Annotated in this window: 16 protein-coding genes; 11 read left to right on the top strand and 5 right to left on the bottom strand. The window is 69.4% G+C overall.

Translation table 11 applies throughout. From position 1 onward, the window contains the following. Positions 1-48: 48 nt before the first annotated feature. The 3 genes from AC06FP_RS10975 to AC06FP_RS10985 form a co-directional block, all read right to left on the bottom strand. Complete coding sequence (locus tag AC06FP_RS10975) at positions 49-3168, bottom strand: efflux RND transporter permease subunit (protein ID WP_478075510.1); 3120 nt, start codon at positions 3166-3168, stop codon at positions 49-51. Continuing rightward, on the bottom strand, positions 3165-6401 hold the full coding sequence (locus AC06FP_RS10980) for an efflux RND transporter permease subunit (protein ID WP_478075511.1): 3237 nt from the start codon (positions 6399-6401) through the stop codon (positions 3165-3167). The genes AC06FP_RS10975 and AC06FP_RS10980 overlap by 4 nt, the downstream gene beginning before the upstream one ends. A 157-nt stretch (positions 6402-6558) precedes the next feature. Further along, entirely contained in the window at positions 6559-7806 is a 1248-nt protein-coding gene (locus tag AC06FP_RS10985; RefSeq protein WP_478075512.1) for an efflux RND transporter periplasmic adaptor subunit, read from the bottom strand. Positions 7807-8020: 214 nt separating this feature from the next. Here AC06FP_RS10985 and AC06FP_RS10990 point away from each other — a divergent pair, with 214 nt between their 5' ends. From AC06FP_RS10990 to AC06FP_RS11025, 8 genes are all read left to right on the top strand, one after another. Beyond that, positions 8021-9337, top strand: coding sequence for an amidohydrolase (locus AC06FP_RS10990; protein WP_478075620.1), 1317 nt, complete (start codon positions 8021-8023; stop codon positions 9335-9337). A gap of 43 nt (positions 9338-9380) precedes the next feature. After that, entirely contained in the window at positions 9381-10244 is an 864-nt protein-coding gene (locus AC06FP_RS10995) for a DUF4261 domain-containing protein (protein ID WP_478075513.1), read from the top strand. Positions 10245-10311: 67 nt separating this feature from the next. Next, positions 10312-11124 carry an NADPH-dependent 7-cyano-7-deazaguanine reductase QueF gene (gene queF, locus AC06FP_RS11000; protein ID WP_478075514.1) on the top strand — a complete coding sequence of 271 codons (813 nt, stop codon included), beginning with the start codon at positions 10312-10314 and terminating at the stop codon, positions 11122-11124. A 104-nt stretch (positions 11125-11228) separates the two neighbouring features. Further along, positions 11229-11528: a LysM peptidoglycan-binding domain-containing protein gene (locus AC06FP_RS11005; RefSeq protein ID WP_456117894.1), complete on the top strand. Its 300-nt coding sequence runs from the start codon at positions 11229-11231 to the stop codon at positions 11526-11528. Between the two features lie 46 nt (positions 11529-11574). After that, a complete protein-coding gene (locus tag AC06FP_RS11010; RefSeq protein ID WP_478075515.1) occupies positions 11575-12060 on the top strand; it encodes a hypothetical protein in 486 nt (161 codons plus the stop codon). Between the two features lie 225 nt (positions 12061-12285). Beyond that, positions 12286-14511, top strand: coding sequence for an NADP-dependent isocitrate dehydrogenase (locus tag AC06FP_RS11015; protein WP_478075516.1), 2226 nt, complete (start codon positions 12286-12288; stop codon positions 14509-14511). A 211-nt stretch (positions 14512-14722) separates the two neighbouring features. After that, entirely contained in the window at positions 14723-16444 is a 1722-nt protein-coding gene (aceK, locus tag AC06FP_RS11020) for a bifunctional isocitrate dehydrogenase kinase/phosphatase (RefSeq protein WP_478075517.1), read from the top strand. A 58-nt stretch (positions 16445-16502) separates the two neighbouring features. Next, positions 16503-17372, top strand: coding sequence for an energy transducer TonB (locus tag AC06FP_RS11025; protein ID WP_456117898.1), 870 nt, complete (start codon positions 16503-16505; stop codon positions 17370-17372). 138 nt (positions 17373-17510) lie between these two features. Here the strand turns inward: AC06FP_RS11025 and rho are convergent, their stop codons facing one another. Next, entirely contained in the window at positions 17511-19241 is a 1731-nt protein-coding gene (gene rho / locus AC06FP_RS11030; protein WP_478075518.1) for a transcription termination factor Rho, read from the bottom strand. A gap of 220 nt (positions 19242-19461) precedes the next feature. Beyond that, on the bottom strand, positions 19462-19791 hold the full coding sequence (trxA, locus tag AC06FP_RS11035; protein WP_054661500.1) for a thioredoxin TrxA: 330 nt from the start codon (positions 19789-19791) through the stop codon (positions 19462-19464). 198 nt (positions 19792-19989) lie between these two features. On the opposite strand from trxA, the gene rhlB reads away from it, so the two are divergent. From rhlB to ftsX, 3 genes are all read left to right on the top strand, one after another. Then, complete coding sequence (gene rhlB, locus AC06FP_RS11040) at positions 19990-21669, top strand: ATP-dependent RNA helicase RhlB (RefSeq protein ID WP_456117900.1); 1680 nt, start codon at positions 19990-19992, stop codon at positions 21667-21669. 129 nt (positions 21670-21798) lie between these two features. Beyond that, positions 21799-22485, top strand: coding sequence for a cell division ATP-binding protein FtsE (gene ftsE / locus AC06FP_RS11045; RefSeq protein WP_456117901.1), 687 nt, complete (start codon positions 21799-21801; stop codon positions 22483-22485). Further along, a complete protein-coding gene (gene ftsX / locus AC06FP_RS11050) occupies positions 22482-23456 on the top strand; it encodes a permease-like cell division protein FtsX (protein WP_456117902.1) in 975 nt (324 codons plus the stop codon). Before ftsE ends, ftsX begins: the two co-directional genes overlap by 4 nt.

Below are 23456 nucleotides of genomic sequence, written 5' to 3' on the forward strand. Positions count from 1 at the left end.
GTTGCCATCGCGTTCCATCGGGGCATTGCGCCAGCTTCGCTGGAAGCGTCAGGCCCGTGCGATCCGCCGCTGCTTCCGGCGCTCGCGGCGCCGCGCGCGCCAGCCGCGCCAGTGCTGCTGCAGGCAGGAGAAGATCACGTACAGCGCCGGGGTGCTGAGCAGGGTCAGGCTCTGCGAGATCAGCAGGCCGCCGATCATCGCGATGCCGAGCGGACGGCGCAGTTCCGAACCTTCGCCCAGGCCGATGGCCAGCGGCAGCGCCGCCAGGATCGCCACCATGGTGGTCATCATGATCGGGCGGAAGCGCACGATGCTGGCTTCGCGTACCGCTTCGGCCGGCGACCTGCCGTGTTCGCGCTGCGCCACCAGGGCGAAGTCGATCATCATGATCGCGTTCTTCTTGACGATGCCGATCAGCAGCACCAGGGCGATGGTCGAGATCACCGACAGGTCGGTGTTGGTCACCCACAGCGCCAGCAGCGCGCCCATGCCGGCGGCGGGCAGGGTGGACAGGATCGTCACCGGGTGCACCAGGTTCTCGTACAGCATGCCCAGCACGATGTAGACCGTGGCGATGGCGGCGATGATCAGCATCAGCATCGCGGTGGGGTCCAGCGCCTGGCGGAAGCCGCCGGGCTCGGCCTGGCGGATGTCGCCGGGCATGCGCAGGCCGTCGATGGCGGCCTTGACGATGGCATCGCCCTCGCCGCTGCTCACGCCGGGCGCCAGGTTGTAGCTCAGGTCCATCACCGTGTACTGGTTCTGGTGGGTCACCTGCGACGGTGCCAGGCCCGGTTCCTGGTGGGCGAAGGCGGTCAGCGGGATCATCTGCCCGCTGCTGGAGCGCACGTACACGTCGTTGATCGCGGCCGGGCTTCCGGTCTGTTCCGGCAGCGCGTTGACCACCACGCCGTACTGGTTGAGGTCGGCGTAGATGGTGGAGATCTGGCGCTGGCCGAAGGCGCCGTACAGCGCGCCGTCGATGGCGCCGATGCCCACGCCCAGGCGCGAGGCCTTCTCGCGGTCGATGACGATCTTCTGCATCAGCCCGCCCTTGTCCACGTCCGAGCCGACGTCGCGCAGCTTCGGGTTCTGCCTCAGCGCCTCCACCAGCTTCGGCAGCCATTCGGCCAGCTGCGCGGCGTCGTTGCCCTGCAGGGTGACGCGGTTCTGGGCGCCCTGTCCGCCACCGCCGCCGCCATCGGACGGCAGGTCCTGGATGGCGCGCAGGCGCACGTCCAGGTCGGGGAACTGCGCGGCCTTGGCGCTCAGCCGCGCGACCACCAGGCTGGTGGGTTCGCGCCGGCCCTCGGCCATGGTCTTCAGTTCGATGTTGAACTGCGCGCTGCTGCCCTGGCGGCTGGAGCCCAGCCGCGAGCCGACCATCTTCACCGCCGGGTCGGCCAGGAACATGTCGCTCAGGCGCCGCTGGCGCGTGCTCATTTCGTTGAAGGACACGGTGGCGCTGGAACTGGCGCGGCCCCAGATCAGGCCGGTGTCCTGCTCGGGGAAGTTGCCCTTGCCGACCGCGCCGGCGAGGTAGAACGTGGCCACGATCAGCAGCAGCGGGGTGAGCGCCAGCAGCAGCGCGTGGCGCAGCGAGAAGTCCAGCGCGACGGTGTAGACCCTGAGCATGCCGCCGTGCACGCGGTCGAGCAGGCGGTGCGTGCGCGATTCGCGCACGTGCGCCTCGTGCGGCTGCAGGAAGCGCGCGCACAGCGCCGGGGTCAGGGTCAGCGACACCACCGCCGAGACCATGATCGCCGCCACCAGGGTCAGGGTGAACTCGCGGAAGAACGCGCCGAGCATGCCCTGGGCGAAGATGATCGGCAGGAACACCGCCACCAGCGAGGCGGTGATGGAGACGATGGTGAAGCCGATCTCGCGCGCGCCGGCCATCGCCGCCTGCATGCGCGGCATGCCGTCGTCCAGGTGGCGCATGATGTTCTCGATCACCACGATGGCATCGTCGACCACGAAGCCGATGGCGATCACCAGCGCCAGCAGGGTCAGGTTGTTGAGGGTGAAGCCCAGCACCATCATCACCACCGCCGCGCCGGCCAGCGACAGCGGCACGGTGACCGCGGCGATCAGGGTCGGCGCCAGCCGGCGCAGGAACAGCGCCATGGTCAGCACCACCATCGCCAGGCTGATCATCAGGGTGATCTGCACCTCGGCCAGCGAGGCGCGGATGGTCGGGGTACGGTCGAAATAGGGCGTGAGCGTGGTGCCGGCGTCGAGGTAGCCGGACAGCGCCGGCATCTCCGACTTCACCCTGTCCACGGTCGCCACCAGGTTGGCGCCGCTGCGCAGGTAGACGTACATCAGCACGCCGCGCCTGCCGTTGAACCACGCCGCCTGGAAGGCGTCCTGCTGGCCGTCGTAGACGGTGGCGATGTCCTTCAGCCGCACCACCGCGCCGTCATGGGTGGCGATGGCGACGTTGGCGAAGTCGGCGGCCTTGCGCACCTGGTCGTTGAGCACGATGGCGGTCTGGCTGCTGCCGTCGCTGAGGAAGCCCAGCGGCGAGGCCACGTTGGCCGCGCGCATGGCGTTGCGCAGGTCGTCCGGGCTCAGCCCCAGCGCGTTCATCGCGCGCAGGTTGAGGTCCACGCGCACCGCCGGGGTGGAGGCGCCGGCGATGTCCACCTGCGACACGCCGGGCAGCTGGCGCAGGCGCTGCGCCAGCAGCGAATCGGCCAGGTTGTACAGCTCGGCGACGGACTGCGTGTCCGAGGTCAGCGACAGCGCGATCACCGGGTCGTCGTTGGGGTTGGCCTTCTGGTAGGTCGGCGTGTTGATGCCGGCCGGCAGGTCGGCCATGGCGGCGTTGATCGCCGCCTGCACGTCCTGCGCGGCGGCGTCGATGTCGCGGCTGGTGTCGAACATCAGGAACACCATGCTGCGGCCGTCGCTGCTGCTCGAGCGCATGGTGCTGATGCCCGGCACCTGGCCGAGGTGGCGTTCCAGCGGCGCGGTGACGGTGGCGGCCATGGTGTCGGCGTCGGCGCCGATGTTGCTGGCCTGCACGAAGATCACCGGGATCGACAGGTTCGGCAGCGCCGCCACGCCCAGCCGCAGGTAACAGAGCAGGCCGGCGAAGAACAGGCCGATGGCCAGCAGGGTGATGCCTATCGGGCGCTTGATGAAGGGCGCGGAGATGTTCATGCCGTGCGCTTGCCGGCCGCCTGCAGGCGTGCGGCCGCGCGCTGCTCGCGGCGCCGCGCGGCCCATTCGGAGAACCGCTCGAAGTACAGGTAGATCACCGGCGTGGTGTACAGCGTGACCAGCTGCGACAGCAGCAGGCCGCCGACGATGGCCACGCCCAGCGGGCGGCGCAGCTCCGAGCCGATGCCGGTGCCCAGCGCCAGCGGCAGCGCGCCGAGCATCGCCGCGGCGGTGGTCATCATGATCGGGCGGAAGCGCAGCAGGCAGGCGCGGCGGATCGCGTCGAAGGCGTTCATGCCGGCGCGCTGCGCGTCCAGCGCGAAGTCGATCATCATGATCGCGTTCTTCTTGACGATGCCGATCAGCAGCACGATGCCGACGATGCCGTCCACCGACAGGCTCATGCCGCACAGGTACAGCGCCAGCAGCGCGCCGACGCCGGCCGGGGGCAGGGTGGAGATGATGGTCAGCGGGTGGATCCAGCTCTCGTAGAGCACGCCCAGCACGATGTAGATCACCGCGATGGCGGCCAGCAGCAGCATCACCACGTCGGTCTGGCTGCTGGAGAACTCGGCGGCGGTGCCGACGAACTGCGCCTGCATCCGCTGCGGCAGCTGCAGGTCCGCCACCGCCTTGTTGATCGCCGCCACGCCCTCGGACAGCGAATAGCCCGGCGCCAGGTTGAAGGAGATCGTCGCCGACGGCAGCTGCTGCTGGTGGCTGACGATCAGCGGCGCGGTGCCCGGCGTGGCGGTGGCGATGGCCGACAGCGGGATGGTGCCGCCGGCGCCCAGCGCGATGCCGGTATTGCTGTTGCCGATGCCGGTGGCGGTGGAGGAGTTGCTGGAACTGACCTGGCCCAGGGTGGTGGCGTTGCTGCCGGTCAGCGCGCCGCTGCCGTTGCTGCCGATCGCCAGTTGGTTCATCAGCGCATCGGAGGTGCGGAATTCCGGCGCCACTTCCAGCACCACGCGGTACTGGTTGAGCTGGGTGAAGATGGTGGAGATCTGGCGCTGGCCGTAGGCGTCGTACAGCGTGTCGTCGATGGTCTGCATCGGCACGCCGTAGCGGCTGGCCTTGTCGCGGTCCACTTCCACGTGCAGGGCGCGGCCGTTGTTGGCCAGGTTGTTGTCCACGTCGGCCAGTTCCGGCAGGCGGCGCAGCGCGTCGGTGACGCGCGCGGCCTGTTCGGCCAGCTCCCGGCTGTCCATGTCCGACAACGAGAACTGGTAGGCGGTGGCGGCCACGCGCGTGTCCAGGGTCACGTCCTGCACCGGCTTGAGGTACAGCGCCACGCCGGGGATGTGCGCGGCGGCGGCCTGCAGCCGCGGCAGGATCACCTCCAGGCTGCCGCGCTCGCCACGGTCCTTGAGCACGATGTTGAGCTGGCCCTGGTTGAGCGTGGGGTTCATCGAGCCGGCGCCGATGTAGGCGGCCACCCCTGTCACCGCCTCGTCCTGGCGCAGCGCCTCGGCCACGGCCCGGGTGCGCTGCTGCATCTGCTCGAAGGCCACGTTCTGGTCGGCGATGACCACGCCGCTGACCATGCCGGTGTCCTGGTCGGGCAGCAGGCCCTTGGGGATGGCGATGTACAGCAGCACGGTCAGCGCCACCGAGCCCAGCGCGATGCCCAGGGTCATGCGCTGGTGGCGCAGCACCCAGTCCAGGCTGGATTCGTACAGGTGCACCAGCTTCGACCACGCCGTCACCCTGCCCTGCGCGGCGGCGCGCTCGTGCGCGTCGTCGCCCTCGGGCAGCGCGTCGGGCTTGAGCAGGTAGGCGCACATCATCGGGGTGAGCGTCAGCGAGATCAGCATCGAGATCGCCACCGCGATCGACAGCACCCAGGCGAACTCGTGGAACAGGCGGCCGGTCACGCCGGGCATCAGGATCAGCGGCAGGAACACCGCGATCAGCGACACGGTCAGCGACAGGACGGTAAAGCCAATCTCCTTCGCGCCGGTTTCGGCCGCGTCCTGGCCCTCCTTGCCCTGCTCGATGTAGCGCACGATGTTCTCGATCATCACGATCGCATCGTCCACCACGAAGCCGGTGGCCACGGTCAGCGCCATCAGCGACAGGTTGTCCAGCGACATGCCGGCGAAGGCCATCACGCCGAAGGTGCCCAGCAGCGACAGCGGCACCGCCACAGACGGGATCACCGTGGCCCACAGCCGGCGCAGGAATACGAAGATCACCGCCACCACCAGGCAGATGGTGAGCACGAGGGTGAACTGCACGTCGTGCACTGAGGCGCGGATGGTGACGGTACGGTCGGAGAACACGTCCAGCTTCACGTCCGCCGGCAGCATGTTCTGCAGGCCCGGCAGGATCTGGCGGATGTTCTGCACGGTCTTGACGATGTTGGCGCCGGGCTGGCGCCGCACTTCCAGCAGCACCGCCGGCTTGCCGTCGGCCCAGGCGGCGATCTGGTCGTTCTCCACGCCGTCGACCACGCTGGCCACGTCGCGCAGCCGCACCGGCGCGCCGTTGCGGTAGCGCACGATGATGTCGTTGTAGTCCGCCGCGTCGCTGAGCTGGTCGTTGGTGGACAGCGTGTAGCTCTGGGTCTTGCCGTTGAGCGAGCCCTTGGGCGCGTTGACGTTGGCCTGGGTCAGCGCACTGCGCAGGTCTTCCAGGGTCATGCCCATGTTGGCCAGCTGCGCCGGGTTGGCCTGGATGCGCACGGCCGGGCGCACGTTGCCGGCGATCGACACCAGGCCCACGCCGTCCACCTGCGACAGGCGCTGCGCCAGCACCGAGTCGGCCAGGTCGTTGACCTCGCGCAGCGGGCGCGTGTCCGAGGCCAGCTTGAGGGTCAGGATCGGCGCGTCGGCCGGGTTCACCCGGTTGTAGACCGGCTGGTAGGGCAGCGAGCCGGGCAGGGTGGCCTGGCGGATCGCCGCCTGCACGTCCTGCGCGGCGGTGTCGATGTCGCGCTCCATCGAGAACTGCAGCACGATCGTCGACAGGCCGGCCGAGGAATCGGAGGTCATCAGGTCCAGGCCGGAGATCTGGCCCAGCTGTCGCTCCAGCGGCGTGGTCACCAGCGAAGCCATGGTCTGCGCGCTGGCGCCGGGGTACTGCGTGGTCACCACCAGGCTGGGCGCCTCGATCTCCGGCAGGGCCGAAACCGGCAGGCGCTGGTAGCCGAGGATGCCGAGCAGCATCAGCCCGACCATCAGCAGCGAGGTGGCGATGGGGCGGCGGATGAAGAGAGTCGAGAAGCCCACGGTCGGTTCCTGTGGTGAGTGTGCGCGCGGCGGGGGCGGTCAGCGCCTGCCCATGTTCCTGCCGCGCTCGTTGCGTGCCCCGCGCGCGGGGCTCACGCATGCGGATGTGCCCGGTGCCCGCCGCGCGCCAACGCGCGCCGCGGGCAGGAGCCGGGCGTCAGCGCGGGCCACGGCCACCCCGGCCGGCGCCGCGCTTCTGGCTGGCGGCCTTCAGCTGCTCCTCGGTCGGCGCCGGCGGCGCCTGGCCCGGCTGCAGCGGGTTGACCTTGACGCCTTCCTTGAGCCGGAACTGGCCTTCGGTCACCACCTTGTCGCCGGCTTCCAGGCCCTTGCTGATGACGACATGGCTGTCGTCGACCTGGCCGCCCTGCACCACGTCGCGCAGGGTGACGGTGTTGTCGGGCTTGATCAGGTAGACGAAATCGCCGGTGCTGCTGCGCTGCACGGCCTCGGCCGGCACCACCACGGCGTTGGGCAGCTCGTTGAGCTTCATGCGCACGTTGACGAACTGGCCCGGCCACAGCGCCTTGTCGGCGTTGGGGAACTCGGCGCGCAGGCGGAAGGTGCCGCTGGTGGCGCTGATCTGGTTGTCCACCACCTGCAGCCTGCCGTCGGCATTGACCACCGCGCCGCCGGCGCGGTCCAGCGTCGCCGCTTCCAGCGGGCCGTTGCCCTGCGCCGCCCGCACCGCGTCCAGCTGCTGCTCGGGCAGGTTGAACAGCACGTAGATCGGCTGCAGCTGGGTGAGGGTGACGATCGCCGTGCCGGCGCTGACCACGTTGCCGGGGTCGACCGCGCGGATGCCGGCCACGCCGTCGATGGGCGAGACGATGCGGGTATAGCCCAGCTGCACCCTGCTCTGGTTCGCCGTGGCCTGGGCCGCGGCCACCGCCGCCTGGTACTGGGCGACCTGGTTGCGCAGGGTGGTCAGGTCGGTCTGCGCCACGTACTGGCGGTAGGCCTCGGAATTGGAGCGTTCGTAGTTGGACTGGGCGGTGGCCAGCAGGGCCTGGTTCTGGCGCTGGCTGGCGACGGCCTGGTCGTACTGGGCCTGGAAGGTGCGCGGGTCGATGCGGGCCAGCAGGTCGCCCTTCTTCACCGTCTGCCCTTCCTTGAAGTCGACGCTCAGCAGCTCGCCGCCGACCTGCGGGCTGACCGTGACCGTGTTGTAGGCGGCCACCGTGCCCTGCGCGGTGACATAGACCGGCACGTTCCTGCGCTCGGCGGCCACCGCGGTGACCGGTACCGGATCGCGGTCCTTGTCGCCGCCGCCCCAGGCGCCCGGCGCGCCCCCGGCCGCGGGCGTTCCGCCGGCCTTCTTGCCGCCCCCCATCACCCGGTAGCCGATGCCCGCGACCAGCAGGATGGCGACGACGAGCAGCACGATCTTCCAGAAACGCGACATGCGGAAAACTCCCGAGGAACCGAATTGGCAAAGGGCTGGCGGAACGGCGAAGAGCATAACGCCGGCGGGTAAGCGCCGACCCATGACCGATGGGCCACGCGCTTGGACCGGCGTTGAGGGTGAACGGTTCCGGGCCCTGCCCGTTGACACTCCTCCTGCCGCCCCGTTTGCCCTACATTCACCTGCGATCGCACACGAAAGGAACCCCCGGATGATCCGCAAGACCGTTCTGTTGACCGCGCTGTCCTGCGCCCTGGCCTCCGCGACAGCCACCGCCGCCGAAGGCCAGCGGCCCGAGGTGGAGGCCGCCGCCGCGCGCCTGCAGCGGCAGGTGGTGGAGTGGCGCCGCGATTTCCACCAGCATCCGGAGCTGTCCAACCGCGAGGTGCGCACCGCCGCCAGGGTGGCCGAGCGCCTGCGCGCGATGGGCCTGCAACCGCAGACCGGCGTCGCCGTGCACGGCGTGGTGGCGATCATCAAGGGCGCCCTGCCGGGGCCGAAGATCGCCCTGCGCGCGGACATGGACGCGCTGCCGGTGACCGAACAGACCGGGCTGCCGTTCGCCTCCACCGCCACGGCCGAGTACCGCGGCGAGAAGGTCGGGGTGATGCATGCCTGCGGCCACGACGCCCATACCGCCACCCTGCTCGGCGTGGCCGACGCGCTGGTGGCCATGCGCGACACGCTGCCCGGCGAGGTGATGCTGATCTTCCAGCCGGCCGAGGAAGGCGCGCCGCCGCCGGAGCAGGGCGGTGCCGAGCTGATGCTCAAGGAGGGGCTGTTCAAGGAGTTCAAGCCGGAGGCGGTGTTCGGCCTGCACGTGTTCTCCAGCGTCCAGGCCGGGCAGATCGCCGTGCGCGGCGGCCCGCTGATGGCCGCCTCCGACCGCTTCGCCATCACCGTCAACGGCCGCCAGACCCATGGCTCGGCGCCCTGGAACGGCATCGATCCGATTGTCGCCGCCTCCGACCTGATCGGCACCGCGCAGACCATCGTCAGCCGCCGCGCCAACCTGTCCAAGCAGCCGGCGGTGCTGACCTTCGGCGCGATCAAGGGCGGCATCCGCTACAACATCATCCCCGACTCGGTGGAGATGGTCGGCACCATCCGCACCTTCGACCCGGACATGCGCAAGCAGATCTTCGCCGACCTGCGCAACGTCGCCGAGCACACCGCCGCCGCGCATGGCGCCACCGCCACCACCGACATCTACGAGAAGGACGGCAACCCGGCCACGGTCAACGACCCGGCGCTGACCGCGCGCATGCTGCCCAGCCTGCAGGCCGTGGTCGGCAAGGACAACGTCTACGAGCCGCCGCTGCAGATGGGCTCGGAGGACTTCTCGCTGTATGCGCAGCAGGTGCCGGCGATGTTCTTCTTCGTCGGCTCCACCGGCGCGGGCATCGACCCGGCCACCGCGCCCAGCAACCACTCGCCGAAGTTCCTGCTCGACGAGAAGGCGCTGGACGTGGGCCTGCGCGCGCTGCTGCAGGTGTCGCTGGACTATCTGCACGGTGGCAAGGCGGGGTGACCCCTGCCAGTATCGTGCCCCCGATACGGAAGAAGGACCTCCCATGAGCGCCAGCCTGGCCATGCTGCTGCAGTCGCAGTTCGATCCCACGCTCACCGCCGATGCCCTGCTCGCGCAGATGCGCAGCGATTGGCCCGACCTGGACCCGTCGCTGCTGCGGCTGGGCGAAATGCCCGCCGACGATGGCCCGGACAAGGCCGCCGGCGATGACGCGTCGCCGGTGCAGTGCCTGGAGTACGGCGATTCCCTGATCGCGCTGATGCCCATCCCGGCGCGGATCGGCGACGACATCGCGCCGATCTGCGCGCACAGCCGGCTGTGGCCCAACGCCACGCCGGCGCCGGTGGATTACGCCGCGCACACCCTCGTCACTGTGATGGAGTTCGGCCAGGACGGCCAGGACACCAGCCTGCTCGCCCAGGCCGCGCTGCTCAGCCGCGTGCTGGCCTCGGCCATCGCCCTGTCCGGCAGCATCCAGGCGGTGTATTTCGGCAGTGCCAACCACGTGGTGCTGCCGGGCCTGTTCCGTGACCTGGCCCAGGCCACCCTGCCTGCGCCGATGCCGCTCGCCTGGGTGGCGATCAACGTCGGCGAGCGCCCGGACGGGGTGATGACCGGGCACACCCGCGGCATGGACATGCTGGGGCTGATGGACATCGAGATTCCCGAGACCCGGGACAGTGCCGAAGAGGTGTTCGGCCGGCTCACCGGCATCGTCGATTACCTGGTCGAGAACGGCATGGTCATCGGCGACGGCGACACCCTGGGGGCGAGTGCCGAGGAACGCATCCGCGTCGTTTACGGCCCCTCGGCGCTGGACCCGGAGCGGCAGGTGATGCGCCTGCAGAGCGGGGAGGTGGCGCAGGCCAAGCCGGGCACGTCGTGGTGGAAGCGCCTGCTGAACTGAACCTGCGCAGTCGAAAGCGCCGGTCGGTAAATACGCCGCTCAAGCGGCTGCCCCTACAATGGCGCCGATGAACACCCCCCACGATTCCAGCCTGGGCCGCGAGGTCGCCTACCCCTCGCAGTACGACCCGGGCCTGCTGTTCCCGATTCCGCGCGCCGCCGCGCGCGCCGAGATCGGCCTGGGCGCTACGCTGCCCTTCCTCGGCCAGGACCGCTGGCATGTCTACGAACTGGGCTGGCTGGACGCACGCGGCAAGCCGTGCGTGGCCACCGCCACGCTGTGGGTGCCGGCCACCTCGCCCCATCTGGTCGAATCCAAGTCGCTCAAGCTCTACCTGAACTCCCTCAACGCGGCGCGCTTCGACAGCGCCGCCGACGTGCGCGCGCGCATCGCCGCCGATCTTTCGGCCTGCGCCGGGGCCGAGGTCGCGGTCGAGTTCGGCCTGCCGCCGGTGGCCGACGCCGAGGGCGACTCCCTCGATGGCCTGGACCTGGACATCGACCACTACGGCCCGCCGCAGGCCGGCTTCCTGCATGCCGATGCAGGCGATGCCGCCGCCGAAACGCTGGTCTCGGCCCTGCTCAAATCCAACTGCCCGGTGACCGGGCAACCGGACTGGGCCAGCGTCAGCATCCGCTACGCCGGCCCGCGCATCGACCGCGGCGGGCTGCTGCGCTACCTGGCCAGCTACCGCGACCACGCCGAATTCCATGAGCAGTGCGTGGAGCGCATCTTCCTCGACCTGCTGCGCCACTGCGGCTGCCGCTCGCTGGACGTGGAGGCGCGCTACACCCGCCGTGGCGGCCTGGACATCAATCCGCGCCGTTCGACCGCGGACTTCGCCGCCGGCCACCGCCCCTTCCGCGACCCGCGCCAGTAATCCGGCCGGGGCCGTTCCCGGGTATACGCCGGCTTTACGCCGGCGCGATGGTTCCTTAACGCGCGCGGTGCAATCGTGGCACCCAGCCAAGGAGGAACGACCCGATGAGCAACGACAAGAAGGCCGATTTCTCGGACGTGACGTCCAAGGTGGACAGCACGGCCGAGGTGGTACAGAAGGCGGACTTTTCCGACGTGACGGCGCGGGTGGATTCCACCGCGCAGATCGTGGGCGAGCAGCAGTACACCGTGCAGAAGGGCGACAGCCTTTCGAAGATCGCCAAGAACCTGCTGGGCGACGCGAACGCGTGGAAGCACATCTTCGAGGCCAACCGCGACGTGCTGTCCGACCCCGACAAGATCTTCCCGGGGCAGACGCTGAAGATCCCGCCCCGCCAGGGGTGAGGCCGCCAGGCCACGCAGCCCCTCCCATCCCATTCCGGAGCATCCCATGAAGAAGACTTCGCTCAGCAGTGCCCTGATCATCGCCCTGGCCGGCACGCTGGCCCTGGCCGGCTGCAAGAAGAAGGAAGAAACCGTGCCGCCGCCGGCGGCCAGCACCCCGGCGCCTGCGCCGATGAGCGAGCCGGCCCCGGCGCCTGCGGCGCCTGCGGTCAGCGTCACCTCGGTCACCGTCGGCAACACCGCCGCGGCCGACAAGTCGGTGGCGCCGGTGGCGATGATCGGCAGCAAGGACAAGATCATCGTTTCGGTGAAGACCGACGGCGCCGCGAGCAACGCCACCCTGGGCGCCAAGCTCACCTACCAGGACGGGCAGGTGGCCGGCGAGCAGAGCGCCACGCTCAATACCAGCGGCGCGGAGACGACGAACATTGAATTCAGCAAGGCAAGCGCATGGCCCGCCGGCAAATACCGCGCGGACGTGACCCTGGATGGCCAGCCGGTCGGCACCACCCAGGAGTTCGAAGTGAAGTAGCAAGCGGCAGCCACCTGTCGCTCCTCTCTCCCGACAGGTGCGGGCCATGGGCGCAGTCGCAGGACTGCGCCCTTTTTTGTGCCCGTCGTCCGTGGCCACACCCTGGCGTGCCTGGGCTCCGGGCCAGGGCCGCGACCGTACCCGCCCGTTTTGCCCGAACCGTCGCGACGCGCGACAATGCCGCGCTGACTTTCCAGCCTTTACTTCCGACGGAAACCATCCCCCATGTCCGATACGCCGAAGATCATCTACACGCTCACCGACGAAGCCCCGTTCCTGGCGACGCAGTCGCTGCTGCCGATCATCGATGCGTATGCCACCACCGCCGGCATCGCGGTGGAGACACGTGACATCTCGCTCTCCGGCCGCATCCTGTCGCAGTTCCCGGACTACCTGCAGGACGGGCAGAAGATCAGCGACGACCTGGCCGAGCTGGGCGAACTGGCGACCAGGCCGGAAGCCAACATCATCAAGCTGCCCAACATCAGCGCCTCGGTGCCGCAGCTCAAGGCCGCGATCAAGGAGCTGCAGGACCAGGGCTACGCGCTGCCGAACTACCCGGACGCGCCGGCCGACGAGGTCTCGCGCGACATCAAGGCGCGCTACGACAAGGTCAAGGGCAGCGCGGTGAACCCGGTGCTGCGCGAGGGCAACTCGGACCGCCGCGCGCCGCTGTCGGTCAAGAACTACGCGCGCAAGCACCCGCACCGCATGGGCGCGTGGAGCAGCGATTCGAAGTCGCACGTCGCGCACATGGACGGCGGCGATTTCTATGGCAGCGAGCAGTCGGCCACCCTGGCCAGCGCCGGCAGCCTGAAGATCGAGCTGGTGCAGGATGACGGCCAGCGCGTGGTGCTGAAGGAGAAGACCGCGGTCAAGGCCGGCGAGATCGTCGATGCCTCGGTGATGTCGCGCCGCGCGCTGGCCGCCTTCGTCGCCGCGCAGATCGAAGATGCCCGTGCGCAGGGCGTGCTGTTCTCGCTGCACCTGAAGGCGACCATGATGAAGGTCTCCGACCCGATCATGTTCGGCGTGGTGGTGGAGGAGTTCTACAAGGACGTGCTGGGCAAGTACGCCACCGAACTCAGGCAGGCCGGCTTCGACCCGAACAACGGCATCGGTGATCTGTACGCGCGCCTGCCCTCGCTGCCGGAAGCCACCCAGGAAGCGATCAAGGCCGACATCGCCGCCGAGTACGCAAAGCGCCCGGCCGTGGCGATGGTCAATTCCGACAAGGGCATCACCAACCTGCACGTGCCCAGCGACGTGATCGTCGACGCCTCGATGCCGGCGATGATCCGCGACTCCGGCCGCATGTGGAACGCCGAAGGCAAGCTGCAGGACACCAAGGCGCTGATCCCGGACCGCTGCTACGCCGGCGTCTACCAGGCGGTGATCGAGGACTGCAGGGCGCATGGCGCGTTCGACCCGGCCACCATGGGCAGCGTGCCGAACGTCGGCCTGATGGCGCAGAAGGCCGAGGAATACGGCAGCCACGACAAGACCTTCCAGATCCCGGCCAACGGCACCGTGCGCGTCAGCGACGACGCCGGCAACGTGGTGTTCGAGCACACCGTGGAAGCCGGCGATATCTGGCGCATGTGCCAGACCAAGGACGCGCCGATCCAGGACTGGGTCAAGCTGGCCGTCAGCCGCGCGCGCCTGAGCAACACCCCGGCCGTGTTCTGGCTGGACGCCAACCGCGCGCATGACGCGCAGGTCATCGCCAAGGTCGAAAAATACCTGAAGGACCACGACACCCACGGCCTGGACATCCGCATCCTGTCGCCGGTGGAGGCCACGAAGTTCTCGCTGGAGCGCATCCGCAAGGGCCAGGACACCATCTCGGTGACCGGCAACGTGCTGCGCGACTACCTCACCGACCTGTTCCCGATCCTGGAGCTGGGCACCAGTGCCAAGATGCTGTCGATCGTGCCGCTGATGGCCGGCGGCGGCCTGTTCGAGACCGGCGCCGGCGGCTCGGCGCCGAAGCACGTGCAGCAGTTCGTCGAAGAGGATTACCTGCGCTGGGATTCGCTGGGCGAGTTCCTGGCCCTGGCCGCCTCGCTGGAACACCTCGCCCAGCGCTACGACAACGCCGCCGCCGCGGTGCTGGCCAAGGCGCTGGACGAGGCCAACGGCAGGTTCCTGGACAATGACCGCTCGCCGGGCCGCAAGCTCGGCACCATCGACAACCGCGGCAGCCACTTCTACCTGGCCATGTACTGGGCGCAGGCGCTGGCCGCGCAGGACGAGGACGCCGCGCTGAAGGCGAAGTTCGCCCCGCTGGCCCAGGCGCTGGCCGACAACGAGCAGAAGATCGTCGAGGAACTGGTCGCGGTGCAGGGCAAGGCCGTGGACATCGGCGGCTACTACCGCCCGGCCGTGGACAAGGCCGGCAAGGCGATGCGCCCGAGCGCGACCTTCAACGCCGCCCTGGCCGCGCTCTGATCGCGGCTGCCGCTGTCGTTTGAACGGAACCCGCATCGCCCCGGCGATGCGGGTTCTTCGTTTATGGACGCGGCTCCCTATCGTAGGAGCGACTTCAGTCGCGAAAGGGCTTCACCGGTAAAGCCCCATCGCGACTGAAGTCGCTCCTGCGGGGAGCGGCACGCGGCAGCCCGGGTGCGGTAGGGTGAAGCCCGGCGCCCCGACTCCCGCAATGCCGATGCCTGCCACCGAATCCGCCCTCGCCATCGCCACCTGCATCCGCGATGGTTTCGAGGACTACCACGCACGTTTCGCCGCCATCACCGGGCGGGCGCGGTCGCGTTTCGAGCAGCGCGACTGGGCAGCGGCCCGCATCGATGCGGTCGAACGCATCGAACTCTACGACCTGTGCATAGGCGGGTGCATGACGCGCCTGCAGGCCATCGCCGGCGCTGCGCCCGATCACGCGTTGTGGGAGCGGGTGCGCGCGGCCTTCGCCACGCTGGTCGAAGGGCTGATCGACGGCGAGCTGTACAAGACCTTCTACAACACCCTGACCCGGCGCCTGTTCGGCACCCGTGGCGTGGACGATGCCATCGAGTTCATGGCGATCGACATCGAGCCGTCCGACGCCATCACCCATCCGGTCGCGCGCCACGTCTACACCGTTTCCGAGGCGCGCCCGGCCGAGGCCTTCGAGCGCGTGCTGGCCGACTACCGCTTCGATGTGCCGTACCGGCACCGCCTGCGCTGCGCCGCTGCCATCGCCGTGCGCCTGCACGACGACCTGGCGCACTGGGGGCCGAACCCGGTGCGCGCCATCGAACTGCTGGAAACCGTGTTCTACCGCGAACGCCGCGCCTACCTGGTCGGCCGCGTGTTCGGTGAGCACCGCTTCTCGCCCTGCGTGATCGCGCTGGTCAACGACGGCGACGGCCTGCGCGCGGAAGCGGTGTTGAGCCGCCGCCGCGACGTGGCCCACCTGTTCGGCGTGTCGCGCAGCTATTTCCAGGCCGACCTGCCCACCGTCGCCGACGCGGTGGTATTCCTGCGCAGCCTGCTGCCGGGCAAGCCGGTGGACGAGATCTACACCGTGCTCGGCCGCGCCAAGCAGGGCAAGACCGAGCGCTACCGCACCTTCTTCCGCCATTTCCAGCAGCATGCGACCGAGCGGCTGGTGCAGGCCGAGGGCACGCCGGGCATGGTGATGGCGGTGTTCACCCTGCCCAGCTACCCGCTGGTGTTCAAGCTGATCCGCGACCGCTTCGCCTGGCCCAAGACCGTGAGCCGGCAGGACGTGCAGGACCGCTACGCGCTGGTGTTCAACCTGGACCGCATCGGCCGCCTGCTCGACGCGCAGCCGTATCGTTACCTGCGGTTTCCTGCCAGCCGGTTTGCGCCGGCACTGCTGGACGAGCTGCTCGACCAGTGCAGACAGAGCGTGCGCCGGGAGGGCGAGGATGTGGTGATGACGCTCTGCTACGTGCAGCGCCGTTTCCGGCCGTTGAATCTCTACCTGCGCGAGCAGGGAGCGGACGCCGCGCGCGCGGCGGCGCTGGACTATGCGCAGGCCATCCGCGACATGGCCTGCAACGATATTTTCCCGGGCGACATGCTGTTGAAGAACTTTGGCGTATCCCGCCATGGCCGCGTGGTGTTCTACGACTACGACGAACTGTGCCGGGTCACCGACTGCAACTTCCGCGACTGGCCGCAGCCGCGCGACGCTGTGGAATCCATGGCCGCCGAGCCATGGTTCCATGTCGCGCCCAACGATGTGTTTCCCGAGCGCTTCCCGCTGTTCATGGGCCTGCCGCGCCCGGTGATGGAGGCGGTGCGCGAGGCGCATGGCGAACTGTTCGACCCGCGCTGGTGGCGCAGCCTGCAGGCCGGTTTCGCCCGTGGCGAGTTCCCTGATACGCCGCCCTATGCGCGCGCGCTGCGGCTGGCGTGATTGCCGGCGCCGGAAACGGTACAGTCGCCTCCGGACCATGGCTGACAGGGAGTGCGTCATGTTGAAGTCGTTGCATCGTTGGGGCATATGGGCCGCGCTGCTGCTGGCGGCAGGTAGCGCGGCCGCCGTCGGCCCGGGTGGCGTGCGCAAGCAGGCCGAGATGAGCATGCAGCTGTCCGGCCAGATCGATATCGCGCCCGACGGCAGCGTGGAAGCGGTGCGGCTGGACCAGCAGGATCGGCTGACCGGCGAGCTGGCGCGTTTCGTGCACGCATCAGTGATGGCCTGGGCCTTCGAACCGGTGGTCCGCGACGGCAGGCCCGTCGCTGCGCGCTCGCCGCTGATGCTGCGGCTGGTAGGCAAACGGCTGGAAGACGGCAATACGCAGGTGACCATCCGCAGCGCCGGCTTCGAGACCTACGATCCCGAAAGCAGGGCGTCGGTCACCGCGTCGAAGATGCCGCCGCCCACCTATCCGCGCTCGATGTACGAGGTGGGGGCGCAGGGCGACGTTTACCTGATCCTCAGGGTGGGGCGCGATGGCCGCGTGGAGGACCTCTACGTGGAACAGGTCAACATGACCGTGGTGGCCAGCGAGAGCCAGATGCGCAAGTTCCGCCAGGTGCTGGGCAGCAACGCGATGGCCGCCGCGCGCAGATGGGAGTTCCGTGTGCCGGTCGAGGGCGAGGAGGCGGATCAGCCGCACTGGAATGTGCGTGTACCGGTGCGCTACGCGATCGTCGATGCCGGGCGATCGCTGCCGGACGAGTACGGCGTGTGGCGCGCCTACATTCCGGGGCCGCGCGAGCGCGCGCCGTGGATCAGCGACGAGGACTGGGAGAACGGCTCGGACGTGCTGGCCGATGGCGGCGTCTACATGGCTGGCCGCGGCAGCGGGCCGAAACTGCTGACCCCGCTGGAAGGCTGAGCGCACCGGCGGAAACGAAAGAACCCCGCATCGCAGGGCACTGATCCGTGCCGGCACCCGCCTGGGTTCCGTGCAGGCGCCGGAAAGCAAAAACCCCGCGCAGGCGGGGTTTTTGCTTGAAGCCGATGCGCGCTGCGATCAGCGCTTCATCGAACCGAAGAACTCGTCGTTGGACTTGGTGTTCTTCATCTTGTCCAGCAGGAACTCCATCGCCGCGATCTCGTCCATCGGATGCAGCAGCTTGCGCAGGATCCAGATCTTCTGCAGCAGTTCCGGCTCGATCAGCAGGTCCTCGCGGCGGGTGCCGGAGCGGTTGATGTCGATGGCCGGGTAGACGCGCTTCTCGGTGATGCGGCGGTTCAGGTGCACTTCGCTGTTGCCGGTGCCCTTGAACTCCTCGTAGATCACCTCGTCCATCTTCGAGCCGGTCTCGACCAGCGCGGTGGCGATGATGGTCAGCGAGCCGCCTTCCTCGACGTTGCGCGCGGCGCCGAAGAAACGCTTCGGGCGGTGCAGGGCGTTGGCGTCCACGCCGCCGGTCAGCACCTTGCCGGAGCTGGGCACGACGTTGTTGTAGGCGCGCGCCAGGCGGGTGATCGAGTCCAGCAGGATCACCACGTCCTTCTTGTGCTCGACCAGGCGCTTGGCGCGCTCGATCACCATCTCGGCGACCTGCACGTGGCGCGCGGCCGGTTCGTCGAAGGTCGAGGAAACCACTTCGCCGCGCACGGTGCGCTGCATTTCGGTCACTTCTTCCGGGCGCTCGTCCACCAGCAGCACGATCAGGTGCACTTCCGGGTGGTTGGTGGTGATGGCCGTGGCGATCTGCTGCATCATCATCGTCTTGCCCGCCTTGGGCGGGGAGACGATCAGCGCGCGCTGGCCCTTGCCCTGCGGCGCCATCAGGTCGAGGATGCGGCCGGTGATGTCTTCCGAGGAGCCGTTGCCGCGTTCCAGGGTGAAGCGCTTGCGCGGGAACAGCGGGGTCAGGTTCTCGAACAGCACCTTGTTCTTCGACGCTTCGATCGGCTCGCCGTTGATGGTGTCGACGATGTTCAGCGCGAAGTAGCGCTCGCCGTCCTTCGGGAAGCGGATGCGGCCGGAGATGTGGTCGCCGGTGCGCAGGTTGAAGCGGCGGATCTGGCTGGGCGAGATGTAGGTGTCGTCCGGGCCGGCCAGGTAGCTGGCCTCGGCCGCGCGCAGGAAACCGAAGCCGTCGGGCAGGATTTCCAGCACGCCGTCGGCGGCGACGCCGTCGCCGTGGCGGGTCAGCACCTTCAGCAGGGCGAAGATCACGTCCTGCTTGCGCGCGCGGGCCACGCCGTCGTGGATGCTGAGCTGCTCGGCGATCTCCAGCAGCTTGTGCGCCGGCATCCGCTTCAGGTCGCTCAGCGAATAGGCCGGGAAGCCCTCGGGCACGTTCGGGTGCGGGCGCGGCACGAAGGGTTCGTTGCCGCCGTCCTGCGGCATGCCGTTGTCGTCGCGGAAACGGTCGCGGTTGCGCTCGCGGCGGTTGCGGAAGCGGTCGCGGCGGTTGCCCTGGCCCTGGCCCTGCTGGTTCTGCTGGCCGTGGCGCTGGGCGTTGTTGTTGTTGCCGTCGCCGTTGCGCGGCTCGCCGCCTTCCTGGCCACCCTGCGGGTTGCCGGCCGGCGCGGGCGCCTGGCCTTCATTGCCCGGGGCAGGAGCGGCGGGAGCGGGAGAGGCGTCGCCGGCCGGCAGCGGCAGGGCGGACTGGGCCGGGGCGGCCGCGGCGGAAGCGGGGCTGCTGCTGTCGCCGGCCTCGACGGCCTTGGCGACACGCGGCTTGCGCACGCGCTTCTCGACGGGCGCGTCGGCGCTCCCGGTTTCGGAAGGAGTGTTCTCGGACAAGTGCTTGATTCCTCTCGCTGACGTGCGAGCGCCCGATGGGGCGGCGAACTGGTTGGGAATGATCCGGACGAGAACCCGGCCGGAGGGTGCGGCAGGCGAACGCTGCCGGATGCGGCGACACTAACACCGCCGCGCGCGGCGGTGCAAGGTGCCGGGAAACGCCCGTTGGGCCACGGTATGGCTGGCCCGGAGCCGGCGGCGCGGCCGCCGGCGGATCAGGTCAGGCCAGCGCCTTGTCGATCATCTGGCTCAGCTGGCCCTTGCCGACGGCGCCGATCTGGGTGGCCTGGATCTGGCCGTCCTTGAACAGCAGCAGCATCGGGATCGAGCGCACGTGGTACTTGACCGCGGTGGCGCGGTTGTCGTCGACGTTGAGCTTGGCGATCTTCAGCTTGCCGTCGTAGGCATCGGCCAGTTCGTCCAGCACCGGCGAGATCATCTTGCAGGGGCCGCACCATTCGGCCCAGAAGTCCACCAGCACGGGGGTATCGGACTGCAGCACGGCGGCGTCGAAATCGGCATCGCCGACGTGTAGAACCTTATCGCTCACTTGGGGAGTCTCCTGGGGCAATGCGACGGCCCATGCCGGGTTGGCTGCCGCATTGCGCTAAACTGGGGCATTGCGCGGACTTCAGGCTTGGCCTTGGCGTCGCGCGACCCGGCGCAGGGGCCGCAGTGTGCGACGGTGCCCGATACGATGCAAGCCGCCCGGCCAACCTGGCCGGCTGGCACTACCAAGACCGAATTGATGAGCGACAAACCGCTGACTGATGTGACTTTTTCCTCCTTCGAGCTGCAACCGGCCCTGCTGGCCGGATTGGAAGGAGCCGGATTCACCCGCTGTACCCCGATCCAGGCGCTGACCCTGCCGGTGGCTCTGCCCGGCGGCGATGTCGCCGGCCAGGCGCAGACCGGCACCGGCAAGACGCTGGCGTTCCTGGTGGCGGTCATCAACCGGCTGCTGAGCCGGCCGGCGCTGGCCGACCGCAAGCCGGAAGACCCGCGCGCGCTGATCCTGGCGCCGACCCGCGAACTGGCCATCCAGATCCACAAGGATGCGATGAAGTTCGCTTCCGACTCGGGCCTGCGCTTCGCCCTGGTCTACGGCGGCGTCGACTACGACAAGCAGCGCGAACTGCTGCAGAAGGGCGTGGACGTGATCATCGCCACCCCGGGCCGCCTGATCGACTACGTCAAGCAGCACAAGGTGGTCTCGCTGCACGCCTGCGAGATCTGCGTGCTGGACGAAGCCGACCGCATGTTCGACCTGGGCTTCATCAAGGACATCCGCTTCCTGCTGCGGCGCATGCCCGAGCGCACCACGCGCCAGACCCTGCTGTTCTCGGCCACCCTCAGCCACCGCGTGCTGGAGCTGGCCTACGAGCACATGAACGAGCCGCAGAAGCTGGTGGTGGAAACCGACAACATCACCGCCGACCGCGTGCGCCAGCGCATCTACTTCCCGTCCGACGAGGAGAAGCTGCCGCTGCTGCTGGGCCTGCTCTCGCGCAGCGAGGGCGCGCGCACCATGGTGTTCGTCAATACCAAGGTGTTCGTCGAGCGCGTGGCGCGCGCGCTGGAAAAGGCGGGCTACCGCGTCGGCGTGCTGTCCGGCGACGTGCCGCAGAAGAAGCGCGAGAGCCTGCTCAACCGCTTCCAGAAGGGCCAGCTGGAAATCCTCGTCGCCACCGACGTGGCCGCGCGCGGCCTGCACATCGACGGCATCAAGTACGTCTACAACTACGACCTGCCGTTCGACGCCGAGGATTACGTGCACCGCATCGGCCGCACCGCGCGGCTGGGCGAGGAAGGCGATGCGATCAGCTTCGCCTGCGAACGCTACGCGATGAGCCTGCCGGACATCGAGGCCTACATCGAGCAGAAGATTCCCTCCGAGCCGGTCACCAAGGAACTGCTGACCGCGCTGCCGCGTCCGGAGCGCGCGGCGCCGGCCGAGGGCGAAGGCGAAGAGAACGAGAGCGTCGGCGCGATCTTCCGCGAGGCGCGCGAAGCCCGTGCCGCCGAGGAGGAGCGCCGTGGGGGCGGCCGCAGCGGCGGTCGATCCTCCGGTGGTGGCCGTGGCGAACGCCGCGACGGCGAGCGTCGCCCGCGTGGCCCGCGCAAGCCGCGCGTGGAAGGCGAGCAGGCGGCGGCTTCGGCCGAGGCCGCACCGGCGCCGCGTCCGCCCCGCCCGCCGCGTGCCGAAGGCGCGCCGGGTGCCGCGGTGGAAGGCGAGCGCGCGCCGCGCAAGCGTCGCCGTCGCCGCCATGGCCGTCCGGTCGAAGGCGTCGAGACCGCCGCCGCGGTGGCGGTCGGCAATGGTCCGGTGCAGGTACCGGCCACGCCGATGCGCGCGGCCGGCAACGACAGCGATTCGTTCCTGACCCGCCTGGGCCGCAAGATCCGCCGGATGCTGTCGGGCGATTGATCGCGACGGTTCCGGCCGGCGGCCGGCAAGCCTGTCGACCACAGGAGCGCACCCCGGTGCGCTCCTGTTTCGTTTCCGCCGCCGTCCCGCGCGATGCACGCCGCGCCCGCCCTCCGGCATAATCGGCGCATGAGCGTCCTGCGTTTCGACAATGTCAGCAAACACTATGCGGGCGGCCACCAGGCGCTGGTGGACGTCAGCTTCGAAGTGGCCGCCGGCGAGATGGTGTTCGTCACCGGTCATTCCGGTGCCGGCAAGAGCACCCTGCTGAAACTGATCCACCTGAGCGAGCGCCCGACCCGCGGCGCCGTGCTGTTCGGCGAGCGCAACCTGCTCAAGGTGCGCGGCGCCAAGGTGGCCCTGCACCGGCGCGAAGTCGGCGCGGTCCACCAGGACCACCGCCTGCTGACCGACCGCACCGTCGGCGAGAACGTGGCGCTGCCGCTGATCCTGCGCGGCGACCGCCGCGCCGATACCGGCAAGCGCGTGCGTTCGGTGCTCGAACGCATGGGCCTGGGGCATCGCGAGAAGGCGCTGCCCACCCAGTTGTCGGCCGGCGAGCAGCAGCGCGTGGGCATCGCCCGCGCGATCATCGCCGAGCCGAAGCTGCTGGTGGCCGACGAGCCGACCGGCAACCTCGATCCCACCCTCGCGGCGGAAATCATGTCCCTGTTCGCCGAACTGCCCGGGCGCGGCACCAGCGTGCTGGTGGTCAGCCACGACCTGGCGCTGCTCAAGCACATGCGCAAGCGCGTGCTGATCCTCGACCACGGCCGCCTGGTCGACGACATCTCGCCGCAGGACCTGGCCGAATGAGCAAGGGCACGAAGAAGGACGCGGCCAACAAGGCCGCCCATACCGGAGCCGCGGCGCCATCGCGGCTGGGCGTGTGGTTCGCCCATCACCTGCACAGCGTGGTTTTCAGTCTCGGCCGCGCGCTGCGCAAGCCGTGGGCGACGGCGCTGACCGTGGCGGTGATGGCGCTGGCGCTGGCGCTGCCGCTGGGCCTGTCGATCGCGCTGGACAACCTCAAGGTGTTCGCCGGCAGCGTGCAGCAGTCGCGCGACATCAATCTGTTCCTCAAGCCCGCGATCGACGGCGCCACCGCGCAGGACGTGGCCGCGAGCCTGCGCGCGCGCGCCGATGTCGCCGGCGTGGTGCTGCGCACGCCCGACGAGGGCCTGGCCGAACTGCGCGAAAGCGCCGGGCTGGGCGAGGCGATCGATGCGCTCGGCGAGAACCCGCTGCCGACGCTGCTGATCGTCACCCCGGCCGGTGGCGACGACGCGGCGCTGGCCAGGGCGCTGGAAGCCCTGCCGCAGGCCGATCTGGTCCAGCACGACGCGCTGTGGCGCCAGCGCCTGGACGCCTGGCTCGGCTTCGGCGCGCGGCTGGTGCAGGTGCTGTCGCTGCTGCTGGGGCTGGGCGCGGTGCTGGTGGTCGGCAATACCGTGCGCCTGGACATCCAGGCGCGGCGCGAGGAAATCGGCGTGCTGCAGCTGCTGGGCGCCAGCGACGGCTTCATCCGCCGCCCCTTCATCTACCTTGGCGCGTGGTACGGCCTGGGCGCGGGCGCGTTGGCCCTGGCGCTGATCGGCGCCTGCGGCCTGGCCCTGCGCCCGCCGCTGGCGGCGCTGTCGGGCAGCTACGGCAGTCCGTTCACCCTGCATGGGCTCGACGCCCTGCATTCGGGGCTGGTGCTGCTGGGCACGGTGCTGCTGGGCTGGCTGGGGGCGTGGCTGGTGACCGGGCACTTCCTCAGGCAGACTCGCCCGACCGACACCTGA

The organism is Stenotrophomonas sp. Steno-Z2 (genome assembly GCF_056393235.1).

Coding starts and splice junctions, on each gene's coding strand:
- aceK (WP_478075517.1), top strand. CDS start 14,723: ATGCCGATGCCTGCCACCGAATCCGCCCTCGCCATCGCCACCTGCATC.
- AC06FP_RS11010 (WP_478075515.1), top strand. CDS start 11,575: ATGAAGAAGACTTCGCTCAGCAGTGCCCTGATCATCGCCCTGGCCGGC.
- AC06FP_RS11025 (WP_456117898.1), top strand. CDS start 16,503: ATGTTGAAGTCGTTGCATCGTTGGGGCATATGGGCCGCGCTGCTGCTG.
- queF (WP_478075514.1), top strand. CDS start 10,312: ATGAACACCCCCCACGATTCCAGCCTGGGCCGCGAGGTCGCCTACCCC.
- ftsX (WP_456117902.1), top strand. CDS start 22,482: ATGAGCAAGGGCACGAAGAAGGACGCGGCCAACAAGGCCGCCCATACC.
- AC06FP_RS10985 (WP_478075512.1), bottom strand. CDS start 7,806: ATGTCGCGTTTCTGGAAGATCGTGCTGCTCGTCGTCGCCATCCTGCTG.
- AC06FP_RS11005 (WP_456117894.1), top strand. CDS start 11,229: ATGAGCAACGACAAGAAGGCCGATTTCTCGGACGTGACGTCCAAGGTG.
- AC06FP_RS10995 (WP_478075513.1), top strand. CDS start 9,381: ATGAGCGCCAGCCTGGCCATGCTGCTGCAGTCGCAGTTCGATCCCACG.
- AC06FP_RS11015 (WP_478075516.1), top strand. CDS start 12,286: ATGTCCGATACGCCGAAGATCATCTACACGCTCACCGACGAAGCCCCG.
- rhlB (WP_456117900.1), top strand. CDS start 19,990: ATGAGCGACAAACCGCTGACTGATGTGACTTTTTCCTCCTTCGAGCTG.
- AC06FP_RS10975 (WP_478075510.1), bottom strand. CDS start 3,168: ATGAACATCTCCGCGCCCTTCATCAAGCGCCCGATAGGCATCACCCTG.
- ftsE (WP_456117901.1), top strand. CDS start 21,799: ATGAGCGTCCTGCGTTTCGACAATGTCAGCAAACACTATGCGGGCGGC.